We start from the raw sequence: 15347 nt of genomic DNA on the forward strand, positions 1-15347 counted from the left end.
CTTCAGCGGAGAAAGCGGGATGGGCAATACACGCATAGGCATCGGCGGCTGGACCTATGAACCATGGCGCGGCGTCTTCTATCCCGAGGGGCTGGCCCAGAAGCGAGAGCTGCAACATGCCAGCCGCCAGCTGACCAGCATCGAGATCAACAGCACCTATTACGGCTCACAAAAGCCCGACAGCTTTCGCAAATGGCATGATGAGACGCCCGCCGATTTCGTCTTTTCCCTGAAAGCCCCGCGCTTTGCCACGAACCGCAAGGTCCTGGCCGAGGCGGGCGAAAGCATCTCGCGGTTTTTCGACAGCGGCGTCGTGCTGCTGGGCGACAAGCTGGGGCCGATCAACTGGCAGTTCATGGCCACGAAGAAATTCGACGCGGCAGATTTCGCGGCCTTCCTGAAGCTTCTGCCGGCCGAGGCGGGCGGCCTTGCGCTGCGCCACGCGGTCGAGGTGCGCCATGACAGTTTCCGCGTGCCGCAATTCGTCGATCTGTGCCGCGACCATGGCGTGGCGATCGTCGTCGCGGGTGATGGCGAATTTCCGCAGATCGCCGATCCGACCGCCGGGTTCATCTATGCCCGGATCATGGGAACCGAGGCCAAGCGCCCGCAGGGCTATTCCAGAAAGGCGCTGGAACAATGGGCCGACCGCGCCCGGCAATGGGCGGATGGCGGCAGTCCGGACGGGCTGCATTATTGCGGCAGTCCCGCGCCCGAATTGCCGCGCGATGTGTTTCTGTATGTCATCAGCGGCGCGAAAGAGCGAAACCCGCAGGCGGCCATGGCGCTGATCGACCTGCTGGGTCAGAAGGACTGACCCAGCTTGCACTGGAATCGCAGGCTGCATGGGTATAGTCCTGTCAAATCCGATGGACCCGCTGCGGTCCAAGCTCGATACGGGAATTAGCAAAATGCCAGCCTATCGCTCTCGCACGACCACGCATGGACGGAACATGGCAGGGGCCCGTGGCCTCTGGCGTGCGACCGGCATGAAGGACGGCGATTTCGGCAAGCCCATCATCGCCGTCGTCAACTCGTTCACGCAATTCGTGCCCGGCCATGTCCATCTGAAGGATCTGGGCCAGCTTGTCGCGCGCGAGATCGAGGCGGCGGGCGGCGTCGCCAAGGAATTCAACACCATCGCGGTCGATGACGGCATCGCCATGGGCCATGACGGGATGCTGTATTCGCTGCCCTCGCGCGAGGTGATCTGCGACAGCGTGGAATATATGGTCAATGCGCATTGCGCCGATGCGATGGTCTGCATCAGCAATTGCGACAAGATCACCCCCGGCATGTTGAACGCGGCCATGCGGCTGAACATTCCGTCGGTCTTCGTGTCGGGCGGACCGATGGAGGCGGGCAAGGTCGTGCTGAACGGCAAGACCCATGCGCTGGATCTGGTCGATGCCATGGTCGCCGCCGCCGATGACAGCGTGTCCGACGAGGACGTGAAGGTCATTGAACGCTCGGCCTGTCCGACCTGTGGGTCGTGTTCGGGCATGTTCACCGCCAATTCGATGAACTGCCTGACCGAGGCGCTGGGCCTGTCGCTGCCGGGCAATGGCTCGACCCTTGCGACCCATGCCGACCGCAAGCGGCTGTTCATCGAGGCCGGGCATCTGATCGTCGACATCACCCGCCGCCATTACGAACAGGACGACATGTCGGTGCTGCCGCGCAATGTGGCCAACAAGAAGGCGTTTGAAAATGCCATGTCGCTGGACATCGCCATGGGCGGGTCCACGAATACCGTGCTGCATATCCTTGCCGCCGCCTATGAGGGCGGGATCGACTTCGACCTGACCGATATCGACAAGCTGTCGCGCAATGTGCCCTGCCTGTCCAAGGTCGCGCCCGCCAAGCAGGACGTGCATATGGAGGACGTGCACCGCGCCGGCGGCATCATGGCGATCCTTGGCCAGCTGGAACGCGGCGGGCTGATCCATCGCGACACGCCCACCGTCCATGCGCCGACGCTGGGCGATGCCATCGACCGCTGGGACATCTCGCGCACGGACAGCGAAACCGTCCACAATTTCTTTCGCGCCGCGCCCGGCGGCATTCCGACGCAGACCGCCTTCAGTCAGGACGCCCGGTGGGAGACGCTGGATCTGGACCGCCAGAACGGGGTCATCCGCTCGGTCAATTCGCCCTTTACCGCCGATGGCGGTCTGGCGGTGCTGAAAGGCAATATCGCGCTGGACGGCTGCATCGTGAAGACGGCGGGCGTGGATGAATCGATCCTGAAATTCACCGGCCCCGCCGTGGTCTATGAAAGTCAGGATGCGGCGGTCAGCGGCATTCTGGGCAACAAGGTCAAGGCCGGCGATGTGGTCGTCATCCGCTATGAGGGGCCGAAAGGCGGGCCGGGGATGCAAGAGATGCTGTATCCGACCAGCTATCTGAAATCCAAGGGCTTGGGCAAATCCTGCGCGCTGGTGACGGATGGGCGGTTCTCGGGCGGCACGTCGGGCCTGTCCATCGGCCATGCCTCGCCCGAGGCGGCGCAGGGCGGGCTGATCGGTCTGGTGCGCGATGGCGACATCATCGAGATCGACATCCCGAACCGCACCATCAACCTTGCCGTCCCCGAGGCTGAACTGGACGCCCGCCGCACTGAGCAGAACCGGCTGGGCTGGAAACCGGCGCAGCCGCGCAAGCGCAATGTCACGACCGCGCTGAAGGCCTATGCCGCCTTTGCCGCATCCGCCGACAAGGGCGCGGTGCGCATCCTGCCGGAATAAGCGTCCGGTCCTTTTGCCCATCAAGGCCCGCCCGAAAGGTGCGGGCCTTTTTTGTGTCCGGACCACGCGCCGCTGTTGACAGCCGCATTGCCAAGGCAGACGCTTTCATCAGGACAGACCGCAGCCAGCCGGGCAGCTATTTTGCAATTTGGATGGATTCCGGGAAACGGTTCGCTGCGAGCCGGAAGACTGGGGAATGATAATCCGCCGCGGGGTGACGGATTGACGAAACTGTAAGTCAGTCTGACAGATTCCGTTGCGTCATCTTGGCAAATGGCCATCCTGATAGGGCAGGGGTCTTGACCTGAACTGTAGTTTCGTTTGCATCGGCAGATCGAAAAACAAAAACGCGACATGGGAGGCAATATGTCGATCTTCTCTACCCGTTTCCTGGCCGTCTCGGCGCTGGCCTTGGCAGCGGCCACGCCGCTGAGCGCCAAGACCTTTGTCTATTGCTCGGAAGGTTCGCCCGAAGGCTTCGATCCGGCGCCCTATACCTCGGGCACGACCTTCGATGCCTCGGGGCATGCGATCTATAACCGCCTTGTGCAGTTCAAGCCCGGCACCACCGAAATCGAGCCGGGTCTGGCCGAAAGCTGGGATGTGTCGGAGGACGGGCTGGAATACACCTTCCACCTGCGCCCCGGTGTCAAGTTCCACTCGAACGACAAGTTCACCCCATCGCGCGATTTCAACGCCGATGACGTGATCTTCACCTTCAACCGTCAGGCCAGCGCCGATGATCCGTGGCACCAGTATATCGCCGGGATCACCTATGAATATTATTCGTCGATGGAGATGGACAAGCTGATCAAGTCCATCGAGAAGGTCGACGACACCACCGTGAAATTCACGCTGAACCAGCCGGAAGCGCCGTTCCTGGCCAACGTGGCGATGCCCTTCGTGTCGATCCTGTCCAAGGAATATGCCGACACGCTGGACGCCGCAGGCACCAAGGAAGACCTGAACAACGCCCCCATCGGCACCGGCCCGTTCAAGTTCGTGGCCTATCAGAAGGACGCGGTGATCCGCTATCAGAAGAACGCCGATTACTGGGGCGAAGCGCCCAAGATCGACGATCTGATCTTTGCCATCACCCCCGATGCCTCGGTGCGTCTGCAAAAGCTGAAGGCGGGCGAATGCCACCTGATGCCCTATCCCTCGCCCGCAGATATCGCCGATATCCGCAACGACCCGAACCTGAAACTGGACGAACAGGCCGGTCTGAACGTCGGTTATCTGGCCTATAACACCACCGTCGCGCCCTTCGACAAGCCCGAGGTGCGCCGCGCGCTGAACATGGCCATCGACAAGAAAGCCATTGTCGATGCCGTCTATCAGGGCGATGCCGAGGTCGCCAAGAACCCGATCCCGCCGACCATGTGGTCCTATAACGACGCCATCGAGGACGACAAATACGACCCCGAAGCCGCCAAGGCCGCGCTGGAGGCCGCAGGTGTGTCGGGCCTGACGATGGAAGTCTGGGCCATGCCGGTGCAGCGCCCCTATATGCCCAACGCCCGCCGCACCGCCGAGATGATCCAAAGCGACATGTCGAAAGTCGGCGTGAACGTGGAAATCGTCAGCTATGAATGGGGCGAATACCTGAAGAAGTCGATGGAGGAAGGCCGCAAGGGCGCCGTCATTCTGGGCTGGACCGGCGACAATGGCGACCCGGACAACTTCCTGACCGTGCTTCTGTCCTGCGCGGCCGCGAAAGAGGGCGGTGCGAACCGTGCCTTCTGGTGCAACGAGGAATTCTCGGAGCTGCTGGCCAAGGCCAAGACCACCTCGGATCAGGCCGAGCGCACCAAGCTTTATGAACAGGCGCAGGTGATCTTCAAGGATCAGGCGCCGTGGGCCACGCTTGCCCATTCGACGCAATATGTGCCGATGGCCAAGAACGTCACCGGCTTCGTGCAATCGCCGCTGGGCGATTACGCCTTCGATACCGTGGATCTGGCCGAGTAAGGCCGTTCCGATCTCCAACTCGTGCGGCCGTGCGGGGGCATCCCCTCGCACGGCCCTTGAGGCTTAGGGACTGATGCTGAGATTCATCCTTGCAAAACTTCTTTATCTGATCCCGACGGCGCTGGGGATCACGATGGTGGCCTTTGGTTTCATCCGGCTGTTGCCGGGCGATCCGGTGCTGCTGATGGCGGGCGAACGCGGCGTCTCGCCCGAGCGTTACGCCCAGATTTCGGCGCAGCTTGGCTATGACCAGCCGATCTGGCAGCAATATCTGACCTATCTGGGCAATCTGCTGCAGGGCGATCTGGGCAATTCCATCGTCACGAAAAAGCCCGTCCTGACCGAGTTTCTGGCGCTGTTCCCGGCAACGGTCGAACTGGCGCTGGTGGCCATCATCATCGCCACGCTGATCGGCGTGCCCGTGGGTGTCATCGCCGCGATCAAGCGCGGCTCGTGGTTCGACCAGATTTCGATGACCGGCGCGCTGGTGGGCTTTTCCATGCCGATCTTCTGGTGGGGCCTGCTGCTGATCATCTTCTTTTCCGGCACGCTGGGCTGGACGCCGGTGTCCGGCCGCATCGGCCTGATGTATTTCTTCCCGCCGGTGACCGGCTTCATGCTGATCGACAGCCTGATTTCGGGGCAGGCGGGTGCCTTCACCTCGGCCGTCAGCCACCTGATCCTGCCCGCCATCGTGCTGGCGACGATCCCGCTGGCGGTCATCGCCCGCCAGACCCGTTCCGCCATGCTTGAGGTGATGGGCGAGGATTACGTCCGCACCGCCAAGGCCAAGGGTCTGCCGATGCGCCGCGTCGTCGGCGTCCATGCGCTGCGCAATGCGATGATCCCCGTCATCACCACCATCGGCCTGCAGATCGGCACGCTGATGGCCGGCGCCATCCTGACCGAGACGATCTTCAGCTGGCCCGGCATCGGCAAATGGATGATCGATTCCATCAGCCGCCGCGACTATCCGGTGGTGCAATCCGGCCTGCTGCTGATCGCGGGCATCGTGATGATCGTCAATCTGATCGTGGACCTGACCTATGGTCTTATCAACCCGAGGATCCGCCACAAATGACCGATACAACTGTCAAAATCTCGAACTCGGCCATGCGCGGGCGGATGCTGCGCGAATTCTGGTTCTATTTCAGCCAGAACCGCGGCGCCGTCGCCGGGCTGGTGGTCTTTGTCCTGCTGGTGCTGACGGCGCTGTTCGCCTCGGTCATCGCGCCGCATGACCCGACCCAGCAATATCGCGACGCGCTGCTGCTGCCGCCCATCTGGGACGAGGGCGGGCGCGCGGGCTTCATCCTTGGCACCGATGCGGTGGGCCGGGACATGCTGTCGCGGCTGATCTATGGCGCGCAATATTCGCTGTTCATCGGCATTGTCGTCGTTGCCATCGCGCTGACCGGCGGCATCATCATCGGGCTGATCGCCGGGTTTTTCGGCGGCTGGGTCGATACCGTCATCATGCGCGTGATGGATGTCATTCTGGCTTTTCCGTCGCTGCTGCTGGCGCTGGTGCTGGTGGCGATCCTCGGCCCCGGCCTGACCAATGCGATGATCGCCATCGCCATCGTCTATCAGCCGCATTTCGCCCGGCTGACCCGCGCCGCCGTCATGTCGGAAAAGGCCCGCGAATACGTCACCGCCGCCAAGGTGGCGGGCGCGTCGAACCTGCGCCTGATGTTCAAGACGATCCTGCCCAACTGCCTTGCGCCGCTGATCGTGCAGGCCACGCTGTCATTCTCCAGCGCGGTTCTGGACAGCGCCGCACTGGGCTTTCTGGGCATGGGCGCACAGCCGCCCGCGTCGGAATGGGGCACAATGCTGGCCGAGGCACGCGAATTCATCCTGCGCGCCTGGTGGGTCGTGACCTTCCCGGGCCTTGCCATCCTGATCTCGGTTCTGGCGATCAACCTGATGGGCGACGGTCTGCGCGACGCGCTTGACCCGAAACTGAAGCGGAGCTGAGGCCATGTCCATTCTGACCATCCGCAATCTGACCGTGCGCTTTGCCACCTCGACCGGCAGCTTCACCGCCGTCGACGGCATCGACGTGCGCGTGGACAAGGGCGAGGTGCTGGCCATCGTCGGCGAATCCGGCTCGGGCAAGTCGGTGTCGATGCTGGCGGCGATGGGGCTTTTGCCCGACACCGCCACGGTGACGGCCGACGAGATGACCTTCGACGGCCAGAACCTGCTGACCATGAGCGCGCGCGACCGCCGCAAGATCATCGGGCGCGAGATCACGATGATCTTTCAGGAACCCATCGCCTCGCTGAACCCGTCCTTTACCACCGGCTATCAGATCGAAGAGGTGCTGCGCTATAATGCGGGTCTTTCGAAACGCGCCGCCCGCGCTCGCGCGCTGGAACTGTTCCAGCAGGTCGGCATTCCCGATCCGGAAGAAAAGCTGAAATCCTATCCGCATCAGATGTCGGGCGGGCAGTGCCAGCGGGTGATGATCGCCATGGCCATCGCCACCGGGCCGCGGCTGCTGATCGCGGATGAACCGACGACGGCGCTGGATGTGACGATCCAGAAGCAGATCCTTGATCTGCTGATGACGCTGCAGGAACAGACCGGCATGGCGCTGATCCTGATCACGCATGACATGGGCGTGGTGGCCGAAACCGCCGACCGCGTGCAGGTGCAATACAAGGGCAAGAAGATGGAAGAGGCCGACGTGCTGTCGCTGTTCGAGGCGCCCAAGCACCCCTATACCAAGGCGCTGCTGTCGGCGCTGCCGGAAAACGCCACCGGCGACCGGCTGCCGACCGTCTCCAGCTTCATGGTGGAACCCGAGGTGACGCCATGACCGCCATTGTCGAAGGCCGCGCCCTGACGCGCGACTATCTCGTGCCCGGTTCGCTGACGCGCAAGACCAGAACCGTGCGTGCTGTGAACGGCATCAGCTTCGCGGTGGAACGCGGCAAGACGCTGGCCATCGTCGGCGAATCCGGCTCGGGCAAATCGACGCTGGCCCGCATCGTTGCGCTGATCGACCCGGCCTCGGGCGGGGAACTGCGCATAGAAGGCCAGCCCGTCGATATCGCCAGCCAGCGCCTGACGCGCGAGATGCGCTCGAAGGTGCAGATGGTATTTCAGAACCCCTATGGCTCACTCAATCCGCGCCAGAAGATCGGCGACGTGCTGATGGAGCCTCTGGCGCTGAACACCGACACCCCCGCCGCCGAGCGCCGCCGCCGGGCCGAGGAGATGCTGGTCAAGGTCGGCCTGCCGGTCGAGGTCTTCAACCGCTACCCGCATATGTTCTCGGGCGGCCAGCGCCAGCGCATCGCCATCGCCCGCGCGCTGATGCTGAAACCGACGCTTCTGGTGCTGGACGAACCCGTCTCGGCGCTGGATCTCTCGGTGCAGGCGCAGGTGCTGAACCTGCTCGCCGACCTGCAAGAGGAATTCAACCTCGCCTATGTGTTCATCAGCCACGACCTGTCGGTGGTGCGCTACATCGCCGATGACGTGCTGGTGATGCACAAGGGCGAGGCGGTGGAACAAGGCACGCGCGAGGCGGTCTTCGCCAACCCGACCCATCCCTATACCCGCGAGCTTTTCGCGGCGACTCCTATCACCGATGTGCAGGCGATCCGCGAACGCGTCGCCCGCCGCCGTGCCATGCGCGCCACCGCCTGACGGCCTTGCGGACGCGCAGGTAATGGCGCGTCCGGGTTTCTCTGTTCTGAAAATACTCTGGGGGTCCGGGGGCAAAGCCCCCGGCTTTCGTCACGCGGCGGGATCGCGATACATGTGCAGCCCGCCCTGCCAATCGCGGATGCGGTAATGGCCGGGGCTCAGCTCCTCGACATGGCTCGGTCCCAAAGCCACCTTGCCATGCCCGCCCGGCAGATCCAGCACATAGGTCGGCAGGCATGTCCCGGAAATCCGCCCGCGTAGATGCTGCATGATCGCCAGACCCTCGGCGATGGTGGTGCGGAAATGCCCGGTGCCGCGCGCCAGATCGCAGTGGTGCAAGTAATAGGGCTTTACCCGGTTGCGGATCAGGGCGCGGAACAGATCGGCCAGCGTGCCCGCATCCGCATTCACCCCGCGCAGCAACACGGTCTGTGACAGCAAAGGAATGCCGGCATCCGCCAGCCGCGCCAGTGCCGCAATGGCCTCGGGCGTCAACTCATCGGCATGGTTCGTATGCACCACCACCCAGACGGCCAGCCGTCCCGGCCGCAGCGCCCGGATCAGGGGCGCGTCGATCCGCCCCGGCGCAACGACAGGCACGCGGGTATGGAACCGCGCGATATCCAGATGCGGGATCGCCGCCAGCCGGTCCATCAGCACGCCGATGCGGCGCGCCGACAGCACCAGCGGATCGCCGCCCGTCAGGATGACCTCGTGAATGGCCGGGTGATCCGCGATATAGGCCAGCGCGGCCTCCAGATGCGCGGGCGGCAGCGTGCCGTCATCGCCCACGGTTTCGCGCCGGAAACAGAAGCGGCAATAGACCTCGCAGGTCTTGGTGATGTGCAAGATGACCCGGTCGGGATAGCGATGGGTCAGCCCCGGCACCGGGCTGTGCGCGTCATCGCCGATGGGGTCCGTCAGTTCCTCGGGGCGCGTCACCAGCTCGCGCGCATCGGGGACGAATTGCGCGGCAATGCCGGGGGCGGTGCTTTGCATGTTGGGGGTGATGCGGATGCGGAATTCGCGCGCCACCGCCTCCAGCCGGGGATCGCCAGCTGCAGCCAGACCGGCGCCGATCAGATCGGGCACGGTGGTCAGCGGGCGGGGGCGGTTTGGCATGGTCATCATCAGATCCGGCAGGCCCGGACTTATCTGCCGCCTTCGCGCGTTTTGCAATGGCGCGTTCGCCCGCAATGTATACATTGACCGCAGCAAGAGAAGGAGAAAGCTGCATGAGCATCAAACTTTTCGATCTGTCGGGCCGCACCGCCTTGGTCACCGGGTCATCCCGCGGTCTGGGTCGGGCCATGGCCGAAGGTCTGGCCGCCTCGGGGGCCCGCGTGGTGCTGAACGGCGTCAGCCCGGACCGGCTGGCCGAGGCCGAGGCCGACATGCGCGCCGCAGGTTTCGACGTGCTGACCGCCGCCTTCGATGTCACGGATGAGGCCGCGGTGCTTGCAGCATTCCAGAAGCTGGATCAGGACGGCATTCAGATCGACATTCTTGTCAACAATGCCGGCATCCAGCACCGTCAGCCGATGATGGAACTGGCGACCGCAGACTGGCGGCGCGTGATCGAGGCGGATCTGACCTCGGCCTTCGTGATCGGGCGCGAGGCGGCGCGGCGCATGGCCGAACGCGGGCGCGGCAAGATCATCAATATCGGCTCGCTGACCTCGGAGCTGGCACGCGCGACCATCGGTCCCTATACGGCGGCCAAGGGCGGCATCAAGATGCTGACCCGCGCCATGGCGGCGGAATGGGGCGAGCTGGGTATCCAGACCAACACCATCGGCCCCGGCTACATGCTGACCGACATGAACGAGGCGCTGGTGAAAAATCCCGAATTCGACGCCTGGGTCAAAAACCGCGTGCCGATGCGGCGCTGGGGCAAACCCGAGGAGCTGGCCGGGGTCGCGATCTTTCTGGCCTCGGACGCGTCGAACTATGTCAACGGCCAGCTGATCATGGCCGATGGCGGCATCGCTGCGGTGCTTTAGGGAATAAACCCCGGATCCCGCCGTAATCCCATCGCAGCCGACAGGTGCTGCGTTGCGAACGGAGGAGATGACAGATGACGGGATTTCGCATCTTGCTGGCCACGGCGGTCATGGCGCTGCCGGGGCTGGCCATGGCAGATGACGACGACAGGCGGTATCGCAGCGACGATCAGGCAATCCAGCGCCTGTTCCTGCACGGGCTGCCGGGTTGGGGCTATCCGCCGCACTATCGCTGGTCGGATGACGACGACGACCGCCGCCATCCGGTCCGCTGGCGCGGGCATGACCGGGAGGGTGACCACGATCAGGATGACAACGACGATGATTGATGGCGTCAGGCGCAGGGGCAGAAAAGGCGCCCTTGCCCCGGCCTGCGGGTAATGACGCAACTAAAGGATGGTTGGTCGGGTGACGACCACCGCCATCCGGTCCGCTGGCGCGGGCATGACCGGGAGGGTGACGACGATCAGGATGACGACGACGATGATTGATGGCGTCAGGGGCAGGGTCGGGAAAAGCGTCCTTGCTTCAGCCTGGGGGTAATGACGCAATCAAAGGATGGTTGGTCAGGTGACGACGGCCGCCATCCGGTCCGCTGGCGCGTGTATGACCGGGAGGGTGGCGAAGATCAGGATTACGACGGCGACGATTGATCGCGTCAGGGGCAGGGGCGGGAAACGCGCCCTTGCCCCGGCCTGCGTGCGATGCCGTAGCCAAGGGGCGACCTGATCGCAGCGCCCCATCCGCAGATGATCTAGTCTTCGTGCATGGGATGGGACGAAGCGCTTCATCCATCTGGCCATCCTCAAACCGCAAGCGGTTATGCGACAGGTGCGGGGTCTGCAGCACACTGCCGGTTGCCCCCGCGTTGTTTCCCTCTGGGCATCACCCCGTCGGGTTGTCATAACTCAGCGATCCTTGCGCTGGCTTTGCTGAGCGCGGCGCATGGCGGTACCGAACAACGACTAAGCCGCACGCCTTGCCGGGCTTAATCCGCTTTCTCTGCCTATGCCGCGGTCGCGCCTTCCTCGTCGGGGTCGGGCGCGATCATCACCAGTTCGCCCGCCGCCTCCATCCGGCGGATCGCGGCGACGACCTGATCCATCGCGTCCTCGGCATCCTTGCCCGAGACCTTGCCCAAGGCCTCCATCTCTTCGCGCATGGATTCCGCCAGACGCGAGGACAGCCCCCCCAGCAGGAAATCCGCCGTTGCCTGATTGGCGCCCTTGGCCCCAGCCAGCGCCTTGATCATCACCGCGCCTTCGACCTCGCGGGTCAGGCGGGCGATGTCGCGCGGGTCGATCCGGCTGGCGATATGGGCGAAGGTAAAGATCGTCTTGCGCACCTCGCCCGCGAAGCCTGCATCGTCGTCGTCCAGACCCGCCAGCACCGTGTCGCGCGTGGCCGAGGGCGAAAAGTTCAGGATCGCGCCCACCTTGTCCACCGCCTTGCCTTCGATCGCGGAACGCGGCACGGCATCGGCGGCCTGGATCAGCGCCTGCCCGATGCGGCGCAGGGCCGGGGCTTCGATCATGCCGGTCAGCGACATGGCATAGGCGATCTGGCGCGCGCGTTCCGGGTCCAGCAGGGCAAAAACCTCGGCCGCGCGGGGCACGGGCAGTTTGGAAAACATCACGGCCGCAATCTCGACCGCTTCGGTGCGGGCCAGTTCGGCCAGCAGATGCGTGGACAGCGCCGCGATCCGGTCCCAGGGATCGCCCGTCCCGTTCAGCGCTGCCATCCGCCGCAACCGGTCCGAGGTGTCGGGCGACAGATGCCCGTCCAGAAGATCCAGCGTGCCATCGATGCTGCCCGGAAAGCTGAGGCCCACGGCTTCCAGCTTGTCGCAGAATTCGTCGATCACGGCATTGCGCGTGTCCCGGTCGATCAGGCCCATCAGCGCCATTTCCTGCGCCAGTTCCGCCTGCAAGGCGGGCGGCAATTGCGCCAGATCCATGTCGCCGCCTTCGGCCAGCACCTGCCGGACGATGATGGCGGCCTTTTGGCGGGCCGTCAGGTGTGGTGCTGGCAATGCGGCCATCGACATGAGAAAGCCCCCGAATCCGTCTCTTCGGGGGCAATCTGCCAGCAAAAGGAGAACAGGCGGTTAATGCGCGCCGTTTTCGCCGAAAACCCGCGCGAAAATCGTGTCGACATGCTTGGTGTGATACCCAAGATCAAACTTTTCCTCGATCTGGGCGGGCGACAGCGCGGCGGTCACTTCGGCATCGGCCAGAAGCTCGGTCTTGAAATCCGCGCCCTGTTCCCAGACCTTCATGGCGTTGCGCTGCACCAGACGGTAGGCATCCTCACGCGAGACGCCGGCCTGCGTCAGCGCCAGCAAAACCCGCTGTGACATGACCAGCCCTTTGAACTTGTTCATGTTCTTCAGCATGTTTTCCGGATAGACGACCAGCTTTTCGATGACGCCCGCCAGACGGTTCAGCGCAAAGTCCAGCGTGATCGTGGTGTCGGGCCCGATGCCGCGTTCGACCGAGGAATGGCTGATGTCGCGTTCGTGCCACAAGGCCACGTTCTCCATCGCGGGGACGACCGCCATGCGGACCAGCCGGGCAAGGCCGGTCAGGTTCTCGGTCAGGACCGGGTTGCGCTTGTGCGGCATCGCCGACGAGCCCTTTTGGCCGGGGCTGAAGAATTCTTCGGCCTCAAGCACTTCGGTGCGCTGCATGTGGCGGATCTCGATGGCGACGTTCTCGATGGAGCTGGCGATGACGCCCAGCGTGGCGAAGAACATCGCGTGCCGGTCGCGGGGAATGACCTGCGTGCTGATCTGTTCCGGGCGCAGACCCAGCTTGGCGCAGACATGTTCCTCGACCGCGGGGTCGATATTGGCGAAGGTGCCGACCGCGCCGGAAATCGCGCCGGTCGCGACCTCTTCGCGTGCCGCGGCCAGACGGGTGCGGTTGCGGTCCATCTCGGCATAGAAGCGCGCGAAGGTCAGGCCCATCGTGGTCGGCTCGGCATGGATGCCATGGCTGCGGCCGATGCGGACGGTGTCCTTGTGTTCATAGGCGCGCGTCTTCAGCGCGGCCAGCAGCCGGTCCATATCAGCCAGCAGGATGTCGGCGGCGCGCACAAGCTGCACGTTCAGCGTGGTGTCCAGCACGTCTGAACTGGTCATGCCCTGATGCACGAAGCGCGCCTGATCGCTGCCGATATGTTCGGCCAGATGCGTGAGGAAGGCGATCACGTCATGCTTGGTCACGGCCTCGATCTCATCGATCCGCGCCACGTCGAATTCCACATCGCGCGCCTTCCACACCGCTTCGGCGTTTTCGCGCGGGATCACGCCCAGATCGGCCTGCGCATCGCAGGCATAGGCCTCGATCTCATACCAGATCTTGAACTTCGTCTCGGGCGACCAGATGGCAACCATTTCGGGGCGGGAATAGCGCGGGATCATCGGAAACTCCTTGGGTTTGGGGGTCAATACCCAGACCGGCCCCGGCCCGCAAGTTTTGCTGCGACTGCAGCGTCACCATTGACCTTGGGGCAAGAGGCTGCAGTCTGCACATTGAAAACGATTTCCAGGAGGAGGAACCATGGGATTCGCTGGAATAGTCCTGTCGCTGGGTCTGCTGATGTATCTGGCCTATCGCGGCATCAACGTCCTGATCCTTGCACCGATACTGGCCTTGCTGGCCGTGGTCATGCAGGGCGATCTGCCCATCGTCGCCACATATACGCAGGTGTTCATGCCGGCGCTTGGCGGCTATGTCATCACCTATTTTCCGCTGTTCCTGCTGGGGGCGATCTTTGGCAAGCTGATGGCGGATGGCGGCGCCGCCCGCGCCATTGCCGAGGGAATCGTCGCCAAGGTCGGCGCCGAGCGTGCCATTCTGGCCGTGGTTCTGGCCTGCGGCGTGCTGACCTATGGCGGCGTGTCGCTGTTCGTGGTGGCCTTTGCCATCTATCCCATCGCGAATGCGCTGTTCAAACGCGCCGACATCCCCAAGCGTCTGCTGCCCGCGGCCATCGCGCTGGGGTCGTTCACCTTCACGATGACGGCCTTTCCCGGCACGCCCGCGATCCAGAACGCCATCCCGATCCCGTTCTTCGGCACCAATGTCTTTGCAGCACCGCTGCTGGGCACGCTGGCGGGGATGATCATGATGGTCGGCGGCACGCTGTGGCTGAACCGCCGCGCCGCCGCCGCCGCCGCCCGGACCGAAGGCTATGGTCAGCACAAGCCGACCAGTGCCGACAGCTCATTCAGCGATGAGGCGGGGCTGCCCAGCTTTGCCGTGGCCATCGCGCCGGTGGTCGCGGTGATCGTGCTGAATGCGATCTTCACCTATCTGATCCTGCCGCGCATGGATGCCAGCTACCTGCAACGTCCGGAATATGGCGGAACCAGCCTCTCCAGTCTGGCGGGTCTGTGGGCGATCATCATTTCGCTGACCATCGCCATCGTGATGACGCTGGCCCTGAACTGGAGCCGCTTTGCCGATGCCAAAGAGACGGTGAACGCCGGCACGATGGGGTCTTTGCTGCCGATCTTCAACACCGCGTCCGAGGTGGGCTATGGCGCGGTCATCGCCTCGCTTCCGGCCTTTGCCATCATCCGCGATGCGGTGCTGGGGCTGTTTCCGCAAAACCCGGTTGCGTCGCTCGCGGTCGCGGTCAACGCGCTGGCGGGGATCACGGGATCGGCCTCGGGCGGGCTGTCCATCGCGCTGAACACGCTGGGCGAGCAATTCGCACAGATGGGCCGCGAGCAGGGCATTGATCCGGGGCTGCTGCACCGTGTGGCATCGCTGTCCTCGGGCGGGTTCGACGCGCTGCCGCATAACGGCGCGGTCATCACGCTGCTGGCGATCACCGGCATGACGCATCGCAAAAGCTATAGCGACATCTTCGTGGTCGCGGTGGCGATCCCGGTCTTTGCGACGGTCGTGGTGATCCTGCTTGGCGCGCTGCTGGGCTGAGAAGAAGAAACATC

The 15347-nt window shown here is 63.9% G+C and carries 13 protein-coding genes; 10 read left to right on the forward strand and 3 right to left on the reverse strand.

From position 1 onward, the window contains the following. Positions 1–19 precede the first annotated feature (19 nt). From GL284_RS15960 to GL284_RS15990, 7 genes are all read left to right on the forward strand, one after another. Positions 20–817, forward strand: a complete 798-nt coding sequence (locus GL284_RS15960) for a DUF72 domain-containing protein (RefSeq protein WP_155045642.1) — start codon at positions 20–22, stop codon at positions 815–817. 94 nt (positions 818–911) lie between these two features. Beyond that, positions 912–2747, forward strand: coding sequence for a dihydroxy-acid dehydratase (ilvD, locus tag GL284_RS15965; RefSeq protein WP_155045643.1), 1836 nt, complete (start codon positions 912–914; stop codon positions 2745–2747). A 366-nt stretch (positions 2748–3113) separates the two neighbouring features. Next, a complete protein-coding gene (locus tag GL284_RS15970; protein ID WP_155045644.1) occupies positions 3114–4718 on the forward strand; it encodes an ABC transporter substrate-binding protein in 1605 nt (534 codons plus the stop codon). A 73-nt stretch (positions 4719–4791) separates the two neighbouring features. Further along, positions 4792–5799, forward strand: coding sequence for an ABC transporter permease subunit (locus GL284_RS15975; protein ID WP_155045645.1), 1008 nt, complete (start codon positions 4792–4794; stop codon positions 5797–5799). Beyond that, entirely contained in the window at positions 5796–6698 is a 903-nt protein-coding gene (locus GL284_RS15980; RefSeq protein ID WP_155045646.1) for an ABC transporter permease subunit, read from the forward strand. The genes GL284_RS15975 and GL284_RS15980 overlap by 4 nt, the downstream gene beginning before the upstream one ends. A gap of 4 nt (positions 6699–6702) precedes the next feature. Further along, positions 6703–7545: an ABC transporter ATP-binding protein gene (locus GL284_RS15985; RefSeq protein ID WP_155045647.1), complete on the forward strand. Its 843-nt coding sequence runs from the start codon at positions 6703–6705 to the stop codon at positions 7543–7545. Next, positions 7542–8381, forward strand: a complete 840-nt coding sequence (locus GL284_RS15990) for an ATP-binding cassette domain-containing protein (protein ID WP_155045648.1) — start codon at positions 7542–7544, stop codon at positions 8379–8381. Before GL284_RS15985 ends, GL284_RS15990 begins: the two co-directional genes overlap by 4 nt. Before the next feature lie 90 nt (positions 8382–8471). Here the strand turns inward: GL284_RS15990 and GL284_RS15995 are convergent, their stop codons facing one another. After that, positions 8472–9509, reverse strand: coding sequence for a lysine-2,3-aminomutase-like protein (locus GL284_RS15995; protein WP_230383112.1), 1038 nt, complete (start codon positions 9507–9509; stop codon positions 8472–8474). 107 nt (positions 9510–9616) lie between these two features. Between GL284_RS15995 and GL284_RS16000 the strand changes: the two genes are divergently transcribed. After that, on the forward strand, positions 9617–10384 hold the full coding sequence (locus GL284_RS16000; protein ID WP_155045649.1) for an SDR family oxidoreductase: 768 nt from the start codon (positions 9617–9619) through the stop codon (positions 10382–10384). A 74-nt stretch (positions 10385–10458) separates the two neighbouring features. Further along, a complete protein-coding gene (locus GL284_RS16005; protein WP_155045650.1) occupies positions 10459–10713 on the forward strand; it encodes a hypothetical protein in 255 nt (84 codons plus the stop codon). 677 nt (positions 10714–11390) lie between these two features. Here GL284_RS16005 and GL284_RS16010 read toward each other — a convergent pair. Together GL284_RS16010 and purB are read right to left on the reverse strand one after the other, a co-directional pair. After that, positions 11391–12431, reverse strand: a complete 1041-nt coding sequence (locus GL284_RS16010) for a flagellar motor switch protein FliG (RefSeq protein ID WP_155045651.1) — start codon at positions 12429–12431, stop codon at positions 11391–11393. A gap of 60 nt (positions 12432–12491) precedes the next feature. After that, entirely contained in the window at positions 12492–13808 is a 1317-nt protein-coding gene (gene purB / locus GL284_RS16015) for an adenylosuccinate lyase (RefSeq protein WP_155045652.1), read from the reverse strand. A 139-nt stretch (positions 13809–13947) separates the two neighbouring features. Between purB and GL284_RS16020 the strand changes: the two genes are divergently transcribed. Continuing rightward, the gene (locus GL284_RS16020; protein WP_155045653.1) at positions 13948–15333 is read left to right on the forward strand and encodes a GntP family permease; all 1386 of its coding nucleotides are present in this window, start codon (positions 13948–13950) and stop codon (positions 15331–15333) included. Positions 15334–15347: the final 14 nt, after the last annotated feature.

The organism is Paracoccus shanxieyensis (assembly GCF_009711265.1).
Taxonomy (GTDB): domain Bacteria; phylum Pseudomonadota; class Alphaproteobacteria; order Rhodobacterales; family Rhodobacteraceae; genus Paracoccus; species Paracoccus shanxieyensis.